Annotated in this window: 15 protein-coding genes; 9 read left to right on the top strand and 6 right to left on the bottom strand. The window is 40.0% G+C overall.

Features of this window, described 5'->3' with window-relative positions:
• The first annotated feature begins 153 nt into the window (after nucleotides 1-153).
• Nucleotides 154-1410 carry a paraquat-inducible protein A gene (locus CKV69_RS04915; RefSeq protein ID WP_005751196.1) on the top strand — a complete coding sequence of 419 codons (1257 nt, stop codon included), beginning with the start codon at nucleotides 154-156 and terminating at the stop codon, nucleotides 1408-1410.
• Entirely contained in the window at nucleotides 1388-4042 is a 2655-nt protein-coding gene (locus CKV69_RS04920) for a PqiB family protein (protein ID WP_005756098.1), read from the top strand. Before CKV69_RS04915 ends, CKV69_RS04920 begins: the two co-directional genes overlap by 23 nt.
• Nucleotides 4043-4108: 66 nt before the next feature.
• Here the strand turns inward: CKV69_RS04920 and pepT are convergent, their stop codons facing one another.
• Nucleotides 4109-5347 (bottom strand): peptidase T, encoded by a 1239-nt coding sequence (pepT, locus tag CKV69_RS04925; RefSeq protein WP_014326195.1) that lies wholly within the window; start codon nucleotides 5345-5347, stop codon nucleotides 4109-4111.
• A gap of 323 nt (nucleotides 5348-5670) precedes the next feature.
• On the opposite strand from pepT, the gene potA reads away from it, so the two are divergent.
• From potA to cdd, 6 genes are all read left to right on the top strand, one after another.
• The gene (gene potA, locus CKV69_RS04930) at nucleotides 5671-6783 is read left to right on the top strand and encodes a spermidine/putrescine ABC transporter ATP-binding protein PotA (RefSeq protein ID WP_038641885.1); all 1113 of its coding nucleotides are present in this window, start codon (nucleotides 5671-5673) and stop codon (nucleotides 6781-6783) included.
• On the top strand, nucleotides 6773-7627 hold the full coding sequence (potB, locus tag CKV69_RS04935; RefSeq protein WP_014326196.1) for a spermidine/putrescine ABC transporter permease PotB: 855 nt from the start codon (nucleotides 6773-6775) through the stop codon (nucleotides 7625-7627). Before potA ends, potB begins: the two co-directional genes overlap by 11 nt.
• On the top strand, nucleotides 7627-8394 hold the full coding sequence (potC, locus tag CKV69_RS04940) for a spermidine/putrescine ABC transporter permease PotC (protein ID WP_005724657.1): 768 nt from the start codon (nucleotides 7627-7629) through the stop codon (nucleotides 8392-8394). The genes potB and potC overlap by 1 nt, the downstream gene beginning before the upstream one ends.
• Before the next feature lie 129 nt (nucleotides 8395-8523).
• Nucleotides 8524-9570 (top strand): extracellular solute-binding protein, encoded by a 1047-nt coding sequence (locus CKV69_RS04945; protein WP_005724655.1) that lies wholly within the window; start codon nucleotides 8524-8526, stop codon nucleotides 9568-9570.
• 258 nt (nucleotides 9571-9828) lie between these two features.
• A complete protein-coding gene (locus CKV69_RS04950) occupies nucleotides 9829-10875 on the top strand; it encodes an extracellular solute-binding protein (protein ID WP_014326197.1) in 1047 nt (348 codons plus the stop codon).
• A gap of 104 nt (nucleotides 10876-10979) precedes the next feature.
• Nucleotides 10980-11873, top strand: coding sequence for a cytidine deaminase (gene cdd / locus CKV69_RS04955; RefSeq protein ID WP_005753570.1), 894 nt, complete (start codon nucleotides 10980-10982; stop codon nucleotides 11871-11873).
• Between the two features lie 71 nt (nucleotides 11874-11944).
• Here cdd and serS read toward each other — a convergent pair whose 3' ends face one another.
• From serS to lrp, 5 genes are all read right to left on the bottom strand, one after another.
• Nucleotides 11945-13231: a serine--tRNA ligase gene (serS, locus tag CKV69_RS04960; RefSeq protein ID WP_014326198.1), complete on the bottom strand. Its 1287-nt coding sequence runs from the start codon at nucleotides 13229-13231 to the stop codon at nucleotides 11945-11947.
• A 258-nt stretch (nucleotides 13232-13489) separates the two neighbouring features.
• Nucleotides 13490-14827, bottom strand: a complete 1338-nt coding sequence (locus tag CKV69_RS04965; RefSeq protein ID WP_014326199.1) for a replication-associated recombination protein A — start codon at nucleotides 14825-14827, stop codon at nucleotides 13490-13492.
• 11 nt (nucleotides 14828-14838) lie between these two features.
• Nucleotides 14839-15456, bottom strand: a complete 618-nt coding sequence (gene lolA / locus CKV69_RS04970) for an outer membrane lipoprotein periplasmic chaperone LolA (RefSeq protein WP_005753565.1) — start codon at nucleotides 15454-15456, stop codon at nucleotides 14839-14841.
• A 10-nt stretch (nucleotides 15457-15466) separates the two neighbouring features.
• The gene (locus tag CKV69_RS04975) at nucleotides 15467-18259 is read right to left on the bottom strand and encodes a DNA translocase FtsK (protein WP_014326200.1); all 2793 of its coding nucleotides are present in this window, start codon (nucleotides 18257-18259) and stop codon (nucleotides 15467-15469) included.
• Nucleotides 18260-18263: 4 nt separating this feature from the next.
• Nucleotides 18264-18743, bottom strand: a complete 480-nt coding sequence (gene lrp, locus CKV69_RS04980; RefSeq protein ID WP_005721107.1) for a leucine-responsive transcriptional regulator Lrp — start codon at nucleotides 18741-18743, stop codon at nucleotides 18264-18266.
• 154 nt (nucleotides 18744-18897) lie between these two features.
• Here lrp and CKV69_RS04985 point away from each other — a divergent pair, with 154 nt between their 5' ends.
• Complete coding sequence (locus CKV69_RS04985) at nucleotides 18898-19251, top strand: hypothetical protein (RefSeq protein ID WP_014326201.1); 354 nt, start codon at nucleotides 18898-18900, stop codon at nucleotides 19249-19251.
• Nucleotides 19252-19272 lie beyond the last annotated feature (21 nt).

The following is a 19272-nucleotide window of genomic DNA, read 5'->3' on the forward strand; positions in this document are numbered from 1 at the left end:
AATTATATCCTCACACAAATACATTAATTTACGTTCATAAAAGCAGTATCCATAAAAGAAAGATAGGCGTGACATTCTCTGACGGGGATATTTCCAAAACTTTTTAGACAGGATAGAATGTGGCTCTGTTTATTACACGTGGCATGTAACTGAATGACAAAAAATACCGCTCAACGCCCTCTACATGAATTAGCCTGTTGCTCAGATTGTGATGCAGTTGTGTCTTTTCCAACCTTACAAAGCGAACAACTGGCAGAATGTCCCCGCTGTCATCATGTGATCAAAACAACGGATCGTTGGAGCCTCCATCGTTGTGCCATGATTGCACTGTCTATCCTCATTTTAATGCCCTTTGCGTTAAAATTTCCACTTCTTAGCATTGATTTATTAGGTACCAAAATTGATGCGTCGGTTTGGGGTGGCGTTTGGAAAATGGCTACCCAAGGTTATCCCTATACTGCCTTTTTAGTGTTTATTTGTGCTGTTTTTATGCCTATTTCTTTTGCATTGCTTGTTTTACTTCTACGCCTCTCACAATTACTGAGAGTAAAACCGCGTAATCTTTTAATTTCTCTCGCGCATATCAAACCTTGGGTGATGTTTGATGTTTACTTAGTTGCCTTAGCGGTGACAATGTTTAAAGTGAAAGAATACGCCACGTTAGAAATTGATATTTATCTGATTGCTTTTGTTTTTACTGCGCTTTTAACAACATTGCTTTTTATCAAATTAAATCCTAAGGAATTGTGGAATGAATTCTACCCACAGCAACATTCACTCAATGCGATTCCACAAGATAATAAACCGCACTACTGTTTTGAATGCCAGTACAGTTTTATGCACGCTATGCATGATCGTCAACAGCGTGCAATTTGCCCTCGTTGTCATTCTACTTTACACTTATCAGCGCATATTAAGCTACAACGCACATGGGCCACCTTAATTGCAGGGATTATTATGATTTTCCCAGCCAATTTGTTACCCATTTCCGTGGTGTATGTCAATGGCGCACCCAGTGCGGATACATTAATGTCTGGTGTATTAAGTTTTATTGATATGGGAAGTTACTTTGTCGCCTTTATTGTTTTTGTTGCCAGTATTTTTGTCCCCATCAGTAAAATTATGATTATGTTATATTTATTAATTTGTGTGCATTTTCAATTAAGACACTCAATCAAATGGCAAATGCGACTACTCCACTTTGTCCATTTTGTCGGGCGTTGGTCCATGCTTGACCTCTTTGTTTTAGCATTGATGATGTCATTAGTAACACGTGGACAAATTATCGATTTTTCTGTTGGTCCCGCGGCCTTTTACTTTGGTATTGCCGTTTTTTTAACAATGATTTCTACTTCACAATTTGATAGCCGATTACTTTGGAAAATTTATGACAAACAAACAGCACGATAACACGCAGGCACAAACACATAGCACAATACCTGCTCATTTAAAACAAGTCAGACGTATTTCACCTTTTTGGTTACTGCCTTTTGTTGCCCTTTGTATTGGTGCAATCTTATTTTTCCAAATCATCCAAGAACAAGGACATACCATTCGCATCACTTTTGCCAATGGTGAAGGACTGGTCGCAGGAAAAACGCAAGTTCGTTACCAAGGTTTACAAATCGGGGTTGTTAAGAAAGTCAACTTTACGAAAGACTTAAAGCAGGTTGAAGTAGTAGCTAACATTTATCCTGAAGCCAAGACTGTATTACGTAAGAACACAAAATTTTGGTTGGTCAAACCCAGTGCGTCTTTAGCTGGTATTTCAGGCATAGATGCGCTCGTTTCTGGTAACTATATTACTTTGCAACCCGGTGATGGGGAAAATGAAGATGAATTTATCGCCGAAACAGAAGGACCAATCGCCCAAGTGGATGATGGCGATTTATTAGTGCACTTACTTGCCGATGATCTTGGGTCAATTTCCATTGGCGCATCAGTCTATTTTAAAAAGTTACCGGTTGGGAAAGTGTATGATTATCGCTTTGTTGAAGACGGTAAAAAAGTCTCAATTAACATTGTGGTTGATAAGGCCTATGCACATTTTGTCAAGAAAGACAGCCACTTCTGGAATATTAGCGGGATCGATGCACAAATTGGTCTATCCGGCATTAACATTAACGTAGATAGCCTCAATGCGATTGTACAAGGTGCGGTCGCCTTTGACTCGCCGGCAAATAGCGAACAAGCCGAAAGCCATGACAAATTCACACTTTATGCTAATTTTAATGCGGCTAAACGCGGTATCGTCATTGACGTCAATATTCCTCATACCACGGGCTTACAAACAGGACAAACTGGGGTTTATCATCAAAACAAACAAATTGGTGTGCTATCTGAATTAACCTCTGTTGAAGATCAACCTGCTTTATTACAAGGTAAGCTCTTAATTGACCCCATGTTATCGGAATTATTCACGAGCAAAACGCATATTGTCTTACGCAATAAAAAACCGGGCTTAGCGGATCTAACGAATCTTCCACAACTTCTTCGTGGTGAATATTTTGAAATACTTGCGGCAGCAGGCGAACCTCAAACCGCCTTCACAGTAATTAAAGAAAATGAGCTTTTATTGCAACAACCTAATACTTTGGTTCTCACTTTAAGCGCACCGGAAACCTACGGGGTCAGTGAAGGACAAGCTGTCTATTATAACGATGTCACTATAGGTGAAATTATTCAACAAGATCTCAATGTTGATGGTGTGAATTTCAAAGTGGCTATTGCAGAAAAATATCGTCATCTGATTCATCAAGATAGTCAGTTTATTGCAGCATCCCAATTGGATATCAACATCGATGCGAATGGTTTACGTTTTGAAGCGGCTTCACCAGAAAAATGGCTACAAGGAGGAGTGCGTGTACTCGCAGGCAAACAAAAAGAAGGACAGCCTCTTACCCACTATCCATTGTATAAAGATATCTCTCATGCGCAGGTCGGCATTACCGATGCCAATTTAACACCGACACTGACCTTAAGCTCAGAGAGATTACCCAATATCAATGCGGGCTCCGTCGTATTATATCGCCAATATGAAGTCGGTAAGATTTTAGATGTCCGACCAAAAGCCAATACATTTGAGGTCGATGTTTTTATTTATCCAAAATATCAAACATTATTGACCCATAAAAGTGTCTTCTGGGTAGAAAGTGCTGCGAAAGTCGATATCAGTACACAGGGGGTAAGTATTCAGGCGACCCCAATTTCACGCGCTTTAAAAGGCGCAATCAGCTTTGATAATATCGGGCATACTGGCTCGAAAACACTTTATCCAAATGAGTTACGGGCGAAATCTGCTGGACAACAACTAACGTTTATTACCGAAGATGCGACGAATTTAAGTCAAGGTATGCCGTTACGCTATCTTGGTCTCAATATCGGTGAAATCGCCACAGTAAACTTGGATACGAAAAGTAATAAAGTGATCGCAAAAGCGTTGATTAACCCACAATACATGTCATTGATCGCCAAAGAAGGCAGCCGTTTTACGTTGATATCTCCTCAAATTTCTGCGGCGAGCATTGAAAACTTAGAGAGTTTACTCCAACCCTATATTGATGTTGAAATCGGTCAAGGCAAAGGAAAAACACAGTTTACATTGGTACAATCTGCTCCTCGTAGCAATAATAAATATACCCAAGGCTTGCCATTGGTGTTAGAAACCCATGATGCGTTGAATATTACCGTAGGCTCACCGATCCTCTATCGTGGCGTTGAGGTAGGAAAAATCAACCATATCACGTTAAATGAACTCGGTGATCGTGTCTTTGTGCATATTATTATTGCGCGAAAATACCAGCATCTTGTCCGTCAAAATTCAGAATTTTGGATTGCCGCTGGCTATGATTTTAATTTCAGTTTACGCGGTGCAGAAGTCAATACAGGATCAGTACAACAATTATTAAAAGGTGGAATTGCTTTTTCTACACCCGCGAGCACAGTGATTCAACCTGTCGCAAAAGCAAATCAACATTTTTTACTGCAAGTAAAACGTCCTCAAGATGCGCAACAATGGAATTCGGGTGCCTTACCAAAATAAACGAAAAAAATACCGCACTTTTATCCTCAAGTGCGGTATGTTTATCTGTAATTTTTTCTGATCTATTTAGCTTGTCGCCAGTCTGACAATCGTCGTTATCACATTGACGGCACTTTGCATCCCCTCCAAAGTAATTAACTCATGTTTACTGTGAAAATTATATCCCCCCGTAAACACATTTGGGCAAGCTAATCCCTGTTCCGCTAACCAAGCGCCATCGGTGCCCCCACGAATTGCTTTATGAATCGGCTCAATGCCACATTCTCGCATCGCGCTATCCGCCAATTCAACGGATTGTGGCACGGTTTTCACGACTTCATTCATGTTCTTATAACTGTCTTTAATTTCAAGTGTGATTGGCTTTTTTAAACGTTTTTGTTGATTAAACCGGTCAACAAGCTGCTGAATAAAAATTTTACGTTGCTCAAATCCGCCCCTGTCGAAATCCCGAATTAAATACTGCAATTCCACTTTTTCCACATGTCCGGTAAAGTGACTAAGATGGTAAAACCCCTGTTTCCCTTCTGTTTGCTCTGGTGTTTCCTCTGCTGGAAAACCTTGCTGAAATTCACAAGCAAGCGTAAGCGCATTAATCATTTTGTCTTTTGCCGATCCTGTGTGCATATTTACACCTTCAATCGTCACAATCGCCGTCGCGGCATTAAAGTTTTCATACTCTAATTCGCCGACTTCACCACCATCAATAGTATAAGCCCAATCGCACGGAAATTTTTCTACAGGAAAAAATTGCATCCCCAAACCAATTTCTTCATCCGGCGTAAAGGCAACACGAATGTTACAATGCGGTAAATTTTCTTCTTTTAATACCGCAAGTGCGGTCATAATTTCTGCAATACCAGCTTTATTATCCGCACCTAGTAAAGTATTGCCATCAGCAACCACTAACGTTTTCCCAATCAGTTGATGTAAAAATTGATAATGCGCAGGGCTAATAAACTCCTCGCCCACCCCTAGCGCAATATCGCCACCACGGTAATTTTCAATCACTTCGGCTTGCACATTTTTACCGCTACATTGTGTTGCTGTATCTAAATGCGCAATGAAACCAATGGTTGGCGAATCTGGATTGACATTGGAAGGAAGAAAAGCTGTCACAACGGAATGTTTAGAGATGTCAATATCTTGTAAACCGAGGGCGAATAATTCCTGTTGTAAATGCTTGGCAAGCTTTAATTGTCCCGCTGAGCTCGGGGATATTTTCGCCCCGCTTTTCGACTGGGTATCATAGGTGGTATAGTGTAAAAAGCGTTCTAATAGCTTATAGGTTTGCTGTTGGTTTAACATAAAACTGGCTCGCTGATAAAAGAATGGTTTCAGTCTAACGACAAATCATCTGAGCTTCATTGACATATCACAACTTTTCGCTTTAATTTTGTGAAAACCCTAGCTTTCTTATACAAGCCTAAAACACTCGCTACACAACACCACATCTCATAAAAAATCATGTCACACTCTCTTTTAAATTTTTTACAAAATCCCTTTTATTTATTGAACAATAGCTATATCATTAGCATTTATTTTTTAACCGTAAGTGCCAACAGCTTTTCTGTTGGCATTTATTTCTACTCAATACCAAAATTGGTACATTAGGGAGAAAACCAAAGCTAGTGGAAAGTTCAGTTCAAAACAAGCCTATTATTGAGCTTCGTTCTATTACTAAATCTTATGGTGATAAAACTATCATTGAAAACTTTAACTTAACAATCAACAATGGTGAGTTTTTAACCATTCTTGGTCCTTCAGGTTGTGGTAAATCGACAGTTTTACGTTTACTTGCAGGGTTAGAAGAATTAGATTCAGGCAATATTATTCTTGACGGAGAGGACATTACTCATGTCCCTGCAGAACAGCGTCACGTCAATACTGTTTTCCAAAGTTATGCCTTATTCCCACATATGACAATTTTTGAAAATGTGGCATTTGGCTTACGCATGCAAAAAGTACCGAATGAGGAAATTAAACCTCGCGTGTTAGAAGCATTACGTATGGTACAACTTGAAGAATATGCGTACAGTAAACCTGCTCAATTATCAGGTGGTCAACAACAACGTATTGCCATTGCGCGTGCGGTGGTTAACAAACCGAAAGTGTTGCTACTGGATGAATCCCTTTCCGCATTAGATTATAAATTGCGTAAACAAATGCAAAATGAATTAAAGGCATTGCAACGCAAATTGGGCATTACCTTTATTTTTGTGACTCACGATCAAGAAGAAGCTCTTACGATGTCTGATCGTATTATTGTGTTACGTAAAGGTCATATCCAACAAGATGGTTCCCCGCGTGAAATTTATGAAGAGCCAAAAAATCTGTTTGTTGCCAAATTTATTGGTGAAATCAATATCTTCAATGCAACGGTATTAACGCGTGTCGATGAGAAACGTGTTCGCGCCAATGTGGAAGGACGCGTTTGCGATATTTATACCAATCTTGATGTTGTTGCTGAGCAAAAACTCAAAGTTTTATTACGCCCGGAAGATATCTTAATTGAAGAATTGGATGAAAACCAAAGTTCAAAAGCGATTATTGGTCACGTGGCAGATCGTAACTATAAAGGAATGACGTTAGAATCAAACATCACGCTAGACCATAATGGAATGACCGTGCTTGTTAGCGAATTCTTTAACGAAGACGATCCAAATATCGATCACTCTTTAGGTCAAAAAGTGGCATTAACATGGCACGAAGGCTGGGAGGTAGTGTTGAGCGATGAAGAATAACGCCTTTCAGAAATCAACCATTGGTGTCATCTTCGGGTGGTTGATTTTCTTTGTTCTTGCGCCAAACTTACTTGTGCTGATCGTGAGTTTTTTAACTCGCGATAGCAGTAATTTCTATGCGCTTCCTTTTACATTGGAAAACTATACACGCTTATTTGAGCCGCTATATGCGCAAGTGGTATGGAATTCCTTATATATGTCGGGTTTAGCCACCTTAGTGTGTCTGATTATCGGCTATCCTTTTGCCTTTTTATTAACCAAAATTAACCCGAAATACCGTCCATTTTTACTGTTTTTAGTGGTGTTACCTTTCTGGACCAACTCCCTAATTCGTATTTATGGTATGAAAATTTTCTTAGGGGTCAAAGGGATTTTAAATAGCACACTCATGTCCATTGGCTTAATTGATACGCCTATCCGTATTTTGAATACAGAAGTCGCGGTCATCATTGGTTTAGTGTATTTATTGCTGCCATTTATGATTTTGCCACTTTATGCCTCTATTGAAAAATTGGATTATCGCTTACTGGAAGCGGCAAAAGATCTGGGTGCTACTGCATTCCAACGCTTTATCAAAGTGATTATTCCGCTCACGATGCCGGGTATTATCGCAGGTTGTTTATTAGTGCTTTTACCAGCCATGGGGATGTTCTATGTCGCTGATTTATTAGGCGGTGCCAAAGTCCTCTTAGTGGGTAACGTGATTAAGAGTGAATTCTTGATCTCACGTAACTGGCCGTTTGGTTCTGCAATCAGCATTGGATTAACTATCCTGATGGCATTACTGATCTTTGTTTACTACAAAGCCAGCAAATTAATGAATAAGAAAATGGAGTTGGAATAATGGGCCGTTTACTACGCAATATTTTTATGTTTGTGGTCTATGCTTATTTGTATATTCCAATTGCAATCTTAGTCACAAACTCGTTTAACGATGATCGTTATGGCTTAACCTGGAAAGGCTTTAGTTGGAAATGGTATGAGCGTTTGTTTAGCAACGATACCTTAATTCAAGCAGCCATTCACTCTATTACCATTGCTTTCTTTGCCGCGACAGCAGCAACGATTATTGGTGGATTGACCGCGATTGCGCTTTACCGCTATCGTTTCCGTGGTAAACAAGCAGTTAGTGGGATGCTATTTATCGTCATGATGTCTCCAGATATTGTCATGGCAGTCTCTTTACTGGCACTGTTTATGATTGTGGGAATTAACTTAGGTTTTTGGTCATTATTACTCGCCCATATTACCTTCTGTTTGCCTTACGTGGTCGTCACCATTTTCTCAAGATTAAAAGGGTTTGATGCCAAAATGCTAGAGGCTGCCAAAGATCTGGGGGCGGGCGAGGTGACAATTTTACGTAAAATTATTTTCCCACTGGCGCTGCCAGCTATCGTTTCAGGTTGGTTATTGAGCTTTACTATCTCACTGGATGATGTAGTGGTCTCCTCATTCGTGAGTGGCGTCAGCTATGAGATTTTACCATTGAAAATTTTCTCTTTGGTCAAAACAGGTGTCACCCCAGAAGTCAATGCATTGGCAACCATTATGATTATTCTTTCATTAGCTTTAGTCATTTTGAGCCAAGTGGTTGCGAGAAAAGACAAATAAATGTTGTCTTAAAAAATAATACTTCACAAACAACCTAATACAAAATAGAATACGCCTTGCCTTAAAACAAGGCGTTTTTTTATGCTTCTTCAAGAAGAAATGATTACCCTCAACAGGAGAATGATAGAGATGAAAAAATTTGCAGGTCTTGTGACTGCAGGGATCATGACATTCGGCTTAGCCGCAAATGCACATGCAACCAATGACACTGTTTACCTTTATACTTGGACAGAATACGTTCCAGATGGTTTATTAGATGACTTCACAAAAGAAACGGGCATCAAAGTTATCGTTTCAAGCTTAGAATCAAACGAAACCATGTACGCCAAATTAAAGACACAAGGCGAAACCAGTGGTTATGATGTGATTGCACCATCAAACTATTTTGTGTCTAAAATGGCGCGTGAAGGTATGTTAAAAGAGCTAGACCACAGCAAATTACCTGTTATCAAAGACTTAAACCCTGATTGGTTGGATAAGCCTTATGATAAAGGCAACAAATACTCCTTGCCTCAGCTATTAGGTGCACCGGGTATTGCATTTAATACCGATAGCTATAAAGGTGAAAACTTTACTGCTTGGGGTGATTTATGGAAACCTGAATTTAAAGGGAAAGTCCAATTATTAGATGACGCACGCGAAGTGTTTAATATTGCACTGTTAAAATTGGGTCAAGATCCAAATACTACGGATCCCGCAATCATTAAACAAGCTTATGAAGAGCTGTTAAAATTACGTCCAAACGTATTGTCATTTAACTCAGATAACCCAGCGAACTCATTTATTTCAGGTGAGGTGGAAGTGGGTCAATTATGGAATGGCTCAGTCCGTATTGCGAAAAAAGAACAAGCGCCGTTAAACATGGTTTTCCCGAAAGAAGGTCCTGTACTTTGGGTGGATACCTTAGCTATTCCAGCTAACTCAAAAAATCCTGATGGTGCACACAAATTAATTAACTATTTATTAAGTGCAAAAGTTGCTGCACAGTTAGCAGAAGAAATTGGTTACCCAACATCAAACTTAAAAGCACTTGAATTATTGCCAAGCGAAGTGACGCAAGATCCGGCAGTTTATCCAACGGCTGAAATTCTACAAAATAGCCACTGGCAAGATGATGTAGGTGATGCGGTTGAATTATACGAAAACTATTATCAACAATTAAAAGCGGCTAAATAATCGCGTTTTTATCATCCATAAACAGCAAGTGCGGTCAAAAAAATACAAATTTTGACCGCACTTTTTTACTCTTTTATCTTATGCAATTCACTTCTCATGACATGCATTTTTAAGCAAAAATTTTATATAACAATTCATTTACAAGTGCGATTTTATGTCCTAAAATCCGTCTTTGTCCGTACCCATTCGGCATCTTCAGGTCAGTAAACGCCCTCGTTTTACTGGCATATTTTCACCCATTTTCTGGGAGCAATGTGAATGAAAAAATTAACTGGCATTTTAACTGCTAGCGTGATGATGCTGGGCGTAAGCAACTATGCAAGCGCAGCTAACAATGAAGTTTACCTTTATACTTGGACTGAATATGTTCCTGAAGGTTTATTAGATGAATTTACCAAACAAACGGGAATTAAGGTCATTGTTTCAAGCCTTGAGTCAAACGAAACCATGTATGCCAAATTAAAAACTTTGGGGAAAGACGGTGGCTATGATGTGATTGCACCAACTAGCTATTTTGTGTCCAAAATGGCACGTGAAGGCATGCTAAAAGAGCTTGATCACAGTAAATTACCGGTCATTAAAGAGCTTGATCCAAATATGCTTGATCGCCCTTACGATAAAGGCAATAAATATTCATTACCACAACTCTTTGGTGCGACTGGCATTGCTTATAATACCACCAACCAAGATCCAAGCCATTTCCAATCTTGGGGGGATTTATGGAATGCCGAATTCAAAGGGAAAGTACAAATGCTCGATGACCCTCGTGAACTGTTTAATATTGCTTTATTAAAAATGGGGAAAGATCCTAATACTCAAGATCCAGCAGTATTAAAAGAAGCCTATGAGGAATTATTAAAATTACGTCCAAATATTCTTTCTTTTAACTCGGATAACCCTGCCAGTACTTTTATTTCAGGTGAAACCGATATTGGCTTGCTGTGGAATGGTTCCATTCGTATCGCCAAAAATGAAGGGGCAACGGTAGAGATGATTTATCCAAAAGAAGGCACTATGTTATGGATAGATAATCTTGCTATCCCTTCCAATGCGAAAAATACGGAAAATGCTTATAAGCTCATTAACTATTTATTGAGTGCGGATGTATCCGAAAAACTGACTTTAAATATCGGCTATCCAACCTCAAACCTTGAAGCGTTAAAACGCTTACCAAAAGAATTAACCGATGATCATGCAACGTTCTTAACACAAGAGGTTATTGATAGAAGCCAATGGCAAGTGGACGTAGATAATGCTATCTATTTGTATGAAGGGTATTATCAAAAGCTCAAAGCAGCAAAATAATTTACTATCGATTTGATTTGTATCATAAAAAGATCTTCTGAATGAAGATCTTTTTTTTCTGTTGCATTAAGATGAGGTCATGCATGATGAGAAGGAGAAACATAATGATCCCAATTTCAGAGAAAATCCGAAAAACACTCTCACTAATTGAGTCCCAACAATTAGCACAAGATGTATGGCATATTTTGCAAGAACAACATTTTAAAGGCATGTTACCTTATTTTACGGTTGAACATCTTTGTACTAAACATCAGCTTACACCACAACAACTCGCACTTAAGCTCTTACCAATTGCAGCTGCTTACTCTCTCGCTCCAATTTCCCAATTTCATGTTGGGGCTATTGCGATTGGACAACGTGGTGCATATTATTTCGGTGCGAATTTAGAGTTTGCCTCGACCCATATTCAACAAACCGTCCATGCTGAACAAAGTGCGATTTCTCATGCTTGGATGAATCACGAAAGTGCAATTACCGATGTGGTCGTCAACTATACGCCATGTGGCCATTGTCGCCAATTTATGAATGAATTAAAAACCGCCCCGCAGTTAAAAATTCATTTACCACACAGTCAAAATAACTTATTACATAGCTATTTACCTGATGCATTTGGTCCGGCTGATTTGGATATTCAGCACTTTTTATTAGATGCACAAGATAACCAGCTTGCATATGAAACGCAAGATCCTGTCATGTTGACTGCACTTGAATGTGCCAATGCCGCACATGCACCTTATTCGAAGTCATATCACGGCATCGCTATTGAAACAAAAGATAAACAAATTTATCGCGGCAGTTATGCGGAAAATGCCGCATTTAACCCAAGTTTACCAGCATTACAGGTCGCACTAAATCACCTTTTACTCAGTGGTGATACCTTACAAAACATCCAACGTATTGTCATGATCGAAAAAGCAAATCACTTATGCTATCGCCATATGGCTGAAGATTTAGTTGCCAACCTCGTTGATATCCCACTTGATTATATTGCGCTGTAAACCACACAAAAATAGAATGAAAAAAGCGGTCACCTCTTTAACAAGGGACCGCTTTTTTAAACGCGAAATGACTAACCAATCTGTGCTAACCCGCCCATATATGGACGTAATACGCTTGGAACGGTAATGGTACCATCTGCATTTTGGTAATTTTCTAAAATCGCGACCAAAGTGCGTCCAACCGCTAAGCCAGAGCCGTTTAAAGTATGCACTAAACGTGTTTTCTTATCTGTTTTAGAACGGCAACGTGCTTGCATACGACGAGCTTGGAAATCCCACATATTTGAACATGAAGAGATCTCACGGTAGGTATTTTGAGCCGGTAACCATACTTCTAAGTCATACGTCTTGCATGAGCTGAATCCCATATCGCCTGTACATAATAAGACTTTACGATAAGGTAACTCTAATAACTGTAAGACTTTTTCTGCTTGTCCTGTCAATTCTTCTAACACTTGCATTGAAGTTTCAGGTGCAACAATTTGAACCAACTCCACTTTATCAAATTGATGCATACGAATTAAACCGCGGGTATCACGCCCATAGGATCCTGCTTCAGAACGGAAACAAGGAGTATGCGCTGTCATTTTCAAAGGCAAATCCGCTTCATCGAGAATTTCATCACGAACTAAGTTCGTAACGGGTACTTCTGCTGTTGGAATTAATGCATAAGGTTGTTCGCCTTCTAACGCATTGGTGTGAAATAAATCCTCACCAAATTTTGGTAATTGCCCGGTACCATATAAAGTAGCGTGATTAACTAAATAAGGGACATAGGTTTCGGTATAACCATGTTGCTCAGTATGGAGGTCTAACATAAATTGAGACAGCGCACGATGTAATTTGGCGATCTGTCCTTTCATCACCACAAAACGAGAGCCACTTAATTTTACTCCTGCCGCAAAATCTAGCCCTTTCAAACCTTCACCTAATGACACATGATCTTTCACATCAAAATCAAAGGTTTTTGGTGTTCCCCAACGGAACACTTCAAGATTTTCGCTCTCATCTTTGCCAAGCGGAACTTCATCAGCAGGTAAATTTGGAATGGCGAGAACGATCTGGTTAATTTCAGCTAACACTTCATCCAAATGTGCTTTTGTGGTACTTAATTCAATGCCCATATGTTCCACTTCGTTTAATAATGCTGAAATATCTTCACCACGTGCTTTCGCTTGGCCGATATTTTTTGAACGCGCATTACGTTCTGCTTGAAGTGATTCTGTTTTGACTTGCAAGCTTTTACGTTGTTCTTCTAACTCACTTAATAAGGCAACATCTAGCACAAAATTACGTTTTACTTTTAATTTTTCAGCCACTTCCTCAAGATTATTACGCAATAGATTTGGATCGATCATTTTTTACCTACTTTTCTTAAAATTTAAACGGAATTAACCGCACTTTTGCATAAAAATAATTCATCTATTTTAGATCGAATTAACCTAATAAACCAGTTCAAAATCAGGGATTCTCAGATTAATCTCCATCAAAAAGTAAGATTTTCCTGCCTATCCTGCGAATATCAGCACCCTCACCAGTCAGCTAACAAAAAGCACCTGAAAACAGGTGCTTTAGTTAATGTTTCGAGCAGTATTAAACTCGCCATACGGCAGTTTTCAATAACGTTTTTTCTTGCTTTGTTGATCCTGTTGTCTAAGCCAATCGAGCTTTTCTTTGATTTTAATTTCCATCCCACGATGAGTTGGAAAATAATATTGTGTGTCTTTCAACGCTTCTGGAAAATAATTTTCGCCCGCAGCATAAGCATGTTCTTCATCATGCGCATAACGGTATGCTTCACCATAGCCCAATGTTTTCATTAAATGGGTAGGCGCATTGCGTAAATGTGCTGGTACTTCATAATCTGGCGTTTCTTTAACGTGTTGTTTCGCTTGATTAAATGCACGATAAACTGCGTTGCTTTTCGGTGCAACCGCCAGATAAACAATTGCTTGTGCAATCGCACGCTCCCCTTCCGCCGCACCGACTCGAGTAAAGCAATCCCAAGCAGCAAGTGCCACTTGCATCGCGCGCGGATCCGCATTACCCACATCTTCAGAAGCAATCGCGAGTAAACGTCGTGCCACATAAAGCGGATCCCCCCCCGCTGCCAAAATCCGAGCATACCAATATAATGCGGCATCCGGTGCAGATCCTCGTACGGATTTATGTAGCGCAGAAATTGCATCATAAAACCGATCACCTTGTTTATCAAAACGCGCTTGACGTTCACCTAACACGTTTTTTAATAAGCTGAGTGTCAAAGCTTTCCCTGCTTCCGTTTCCTCTGCCATATCCGCCATCAGCTCAAGACTATTTAAAGCTAAGCGTGCATCACCGTTCACATATTCAGCTAAACATTCTAATACATTCTCTTCTAAAACAAACCGCACTTTGCCTAGCCCGCGTTCTTCATCTAACAGTGCTTGCTTTAACACCTCGGTGATTTCTTGTGTGCTCAACGATTTTAGAATATATACTTTGGCTCGCGAAAGTAAGGCATTATTTAATTCGAAGGAAGGATTTTCAGTTGTCGCTCCAATAAAGATAATGGTGCCATCTTCAATATGAGGCAGAAAGGCATCTTGTTGACTTTTATTGAAACGATGAACTTCATCAACAAACAGGATCGTACGTCGATCAGCTAAGCGATTTTCTTTTGCTCGTTCAATCGCCTCACGAATTTCTTTAATACCACTGGTGACGGCGGAAATACGTTCAACGTCAGCATGAATCTGCCGTGCAATAATCTCTGCTAAAGTCGTTTTGCCCGTACCTGGCGGTCCCCATAAGATCATGGAATGCACATGACCCGCATCAAGTGCTTTACGTAAAGGTTTTCCCTCACCGATTAAATGCGACTGCCCACAATATTGAGCGAATGTCGTCGGACGCATTCTGGCGGCTAAAGGTTGAAAAGCCTGTTGGGCAAAGTCAAAACTTAAATTCGACATCACTGTTCTAACTATTTTTGGCGTTGGTCATCGAGTTCTACCCCTTTAGGCACACTAAACTTGAATACACCGTCGGCTAAAGGTTGGTTGGTAATATTACGTAAAATATACAAATTCGTTTGACCATCTTTTTCAATAGTACTGAAGTTACGCAATACCCCTTCACTATCAATACGAATATCAAACTGCTTAATATTACTCTGCTTTGCTTTTGGTTTGAGAGTAAATGTATCTGCCTTTTGTTCCACATTGTATTGTACCCAGTGGCTGCTATCGTCACTCGTCAACAAAACAAAAGGTGTGTTATTCACGGCATCTTTGACCCAATTTGCTGTCACTTGCTCAACAAAGGGATCATAAAACCACAAGGTTTTCCCATCTGAAATAATCTGGTTTTCTTGCGGTGTTTTATTATCCATTCGGAATAAATTTGGACGCTTGATTTTTAATGTCCCACTGCCTTGTTGAACATTTTTTCCGTCTGACGAACTGACTGTTTGAGCGTAATCAGCACTCAACACATTCACCTTGCTCAAACGTTGCTGTAATTCGCTTGCTGCATCAGCCCAAGCTGCACTGCTCAAAAAGAGGGTCAAAAGTGCGGTGGTTTTTAATAACATGTTATTCATCTCTACTTTCCTAAAAGTCCGAAGAACGTCTAGCAAGCACTTCACGTTTGCCATTTTGCATCGCAGAAACAATGCCCTGTTCTTCTAGTTGATCCATAATTCGGGCCGCCCGGTTAAAGCCTACTCTAAATTTGCGTTGAATATATGAAGTCGACGTCGTTCCTGTACTGGTTACAAACTCCACCACTTCATCAAATAAATCGTCTAGCTCACCGGCATCAGAATTAGCGCCATTACTCTCCGTAGCCTCATCCTCCCCGCTGTCTAAAATGCCTTCAATATAATTCGGTTTACCACGTGCTTTCCAGTCATCTACTACCCGTGCCACTTCATCATCACTCATAAAAGCACCATGCACCCGTACTAAATCAGAAGAGCCCGCACCAGAATATAACATATCCCCTCGTCCTAATAAGGCTTCAGCCCCCACTTGATCGAGAATGGTGCGTGAATCAATTTTACTGGCGACGGTAAAAGCAATGCGGCTTGGGATATTGGCTTTAATCAAACCAGTAATCACATCAACCGATGGACGTTGTGTTGCCAAAATCAAGTGAATACCTATCGCTCGGGCTTTTTGTGCTAAACGGGCGATCAACTCCTCGACTTGTTTGCCCGCCACCATCATTAAATCTGCAAACTCATCTACAATGACAACAATATAACTGAGTTTTTCCAACGCCGGTGGTAACGTATCCATGGTATCGCCAGGTCGCCAAATTGGATTCGGAATCGGCATATTCATCGCCTCATATTCCTCAATTTTTTCATTGTAGCCTTCAATATTACGAACTCTTAATGCCGACAGTAATTGGTAACGACGCTCCATTTCATCAACACACCAACGCAATGCATTCGCGGCTTTTTTCATGTCTGTCACCACTTCCGTCAGCAAGTGAGGAATACCATCATAAATCGAGAGTTCTACTACTTTAGGATCAATCATAATAAATTTTACTTCTTCGGGTTTCACCCGGAAAAGTAAACTTAAAATCATGGTATTTACTCCAACAGATTTCCCTGAACCGGTGGAGCCTGCAACCAATAAATGTGGCATTTTGGCTAAATCCACCACTACTGGTTTACCGCTGATATCCTTACCTAATGCCATAGAAAGCAAAGAGTTAGACTGACGGAACACATCACTGTCTAGCACTTCACGTAATGTCACCATTTGTCGATTAACATTAGGAGTTTCAATACCGATATAAGGTTTTCCCGGAATCACCTCCGCCACACGAATCGAACGGAACATTAAGGCGCGCGCTAAATCCGTATCAATACTGCTCACTTTCGATGCTTTGACACCCGGTTGTAATTCAAGTTCATAACGTGTCACCACAGGTCCCACTAACACATCTTTCACTGTTGCCTTCACCCCAAAGTTACGTAATTGATGTTCAATTCGTTGTGAGGTTTCAATAATTTCTTCTTGTGTAATGCGATGCGCTTGGCTCGGGCGATGTTCTAACAAATCCAAACTGGGCATGGGGGTAGTCGGTTTTACCTGCGTCGTCACCTTTTGTTGTAACGCTGGATGAATTAATGACTCACCATAAGGTTTATAATGCGGTGTCGTACTGTCACTGACATCCGCCGTGCTATTTTGCCTAATTTCAGGTGCCGCCAAGATTGTCTGCAATGCGTCTTCCGCATTGAGGGCTTTTGCACGTAAAGCCATTTCCTCACGGCGCTGTTGCTCTTGCGCGGCAAATTGACGAGCAAGATCACTTTCGTCTTCCCGTGCTATCTCGCTATTGTCTGATAAACTTGTATCTAACGGAGATAGCGAAACTTTAGGCATCGCAAACTCAGTCGCAACGAGTGGCTCTCCTGCGGTGTGAGGAATTAGTGTAGTGAACGGCTTGCTATCCTCATGTTCTGCCTCAGAGGAAGATAGCGCAGTGTCTTCAACAAAAGCCACACTGACACTTGGCAAGGCGAGTTCTGGTTCGACAGCATAACCGCCGAGTTCTACCTGATTAACATCGTCTAGAGGTACTGCTGGGATCGTGCTTTCTTTCGCTTGAGAAGCAGATTCGAGCCCCTGAATTTGAATCAAGTTTTCAATATTGATTAATGACTTTTCTTCATCCATTGTGGCTGATGGCGCTTCGCTAACAAAAACACGTTCACTTTCATTTATGCTTTGTATTGACGGTTCTTCTTGCAATGCCAGCTCTTGTTGTACTGGTGTGGCGGAAATCGTTTCTTCCTCTTGCGTTTGTGTAGGATTTTTCATGGTCAACCAATCATAAAAATAAATACACGAACGAATAAGAGAAGTACCTGAACAAAGGACAAAACCAAGTAGTGCTAACAAAGTGCCAGAAAGCATTAACCCCACAAAATCTAACATAGGGAAAAAGGCTGTCACTAAACTTCCTCCCAACACACCACCAGATAAATAGTAAGGCGTATTAGAAAACAGTAAGGTAAATAAAACACACACGCCACATAAAAAAATACTGAAGCCCAAAAGCCAAAGACTTAAGCGAAAAAAGCTGAATGGCACTTTGCCTTTACGACGCCAGAAGTAAAAAGAAATACCAAAAATAAGAAAGGGAATAATATGCCCAACGTGCCCAAATAACACAAAAAATAAATCAATAAACCAAGCACCGAATCTCCCTGCTTTATTAATCGTAGTAGGAATATAGCTTGAAGACGCCCACGAATTATCTAATGGCGAATAACTTGACCAAGCAACGATCAAATACACGCCAAACAGCATGCCCACAAGAAAGAAAAATGCCAATAGATACTGCTTAGGGGTAAATTTTTCAGAAATTCGTTTAATCATTGTATTACTTCAGTTGGAGAAAATTGGTTTGTTTGACTTCTTCCATCACGACATAAGTACGTGTGTCATTTACACCGGGTAAACGTAGTAAGGTTGTGCCGAGCAATTTACGATATGCCGCCATATCCGCAACGCGCGTTTTTAATAAGTAGTCAAAATCACCGGAGACAAGATGACATTCTTGAATTTCATCTAATTGTTGTACTGCGGCATTAAATTCTTCAAACACATCCGGTTTACCGCGAATTAATGTAATTTCCACAATCACCAATAAAGGGGAATCTAATAATTCAGGATTCAATAAAGCACGATATCCCATAATCACACCTTGTTTTTCAAGGCGCTTTACTCGTTCTAAACAAGGTGTGGGAGAAAGCCCGACTTTTTTTGATAAATCGATATTGGAAATTTTTCCATTGCGTTGTAACTCATTGAGAATTTTGATATCAATACTATCTAGGGCTTTCATTAGTTTCTTTTCCATAACTCCTCTGCGGTTAAAAAGGCAATATGTTAGTGAGATTAACTAATTTTACACCATTTTTCAAAATTTAATTTTTTTTCTTTGTCTTAAATCATACTTACTCTCTTTTTTTCTCGTTTTTCATTTTCTCAAGACTTACACTAGAAAAAAAAGCATGTCACTGAGGAAAACGTTGAAAAATCCCTTTATCGCCAATTGGACATCGAAAGGTAATACCCTGTGTTTAGGACATTGGGAAATCCAGTATTTAAACACTACTCTAATCTTGCCGCCTGAACGTCGAGAAAAAGATATGGGAACACAGGAGATCTATTATTTTATTGATCCTGAAAACAGATTATATTTAGAAGGGCTAGATGAAGATGACTGGATTCTTGCGAATATAGACTGGTTAAGCGACGTTTTTATTCAAGCGAATATTCCTTTAGAAGAACCTTACTTACGTCAATTTTACCAAGCCGTCAATCAAGAAGATTGGCGATGTGGTAGCTGCGGTGGCTGTTTATAAATATAACAGCCACCACATCAC

The sequence above is a fragment of the Pasteurella multocida genome (genome assembly GCF_900187275.1).
Taxonomy (GTDB): Bacteria; Pseudomonadota; Gammaproteobacteria; order Enterobacterales; family Pasteurellaceae; genus Pasteurella; species Pasteurella multocida.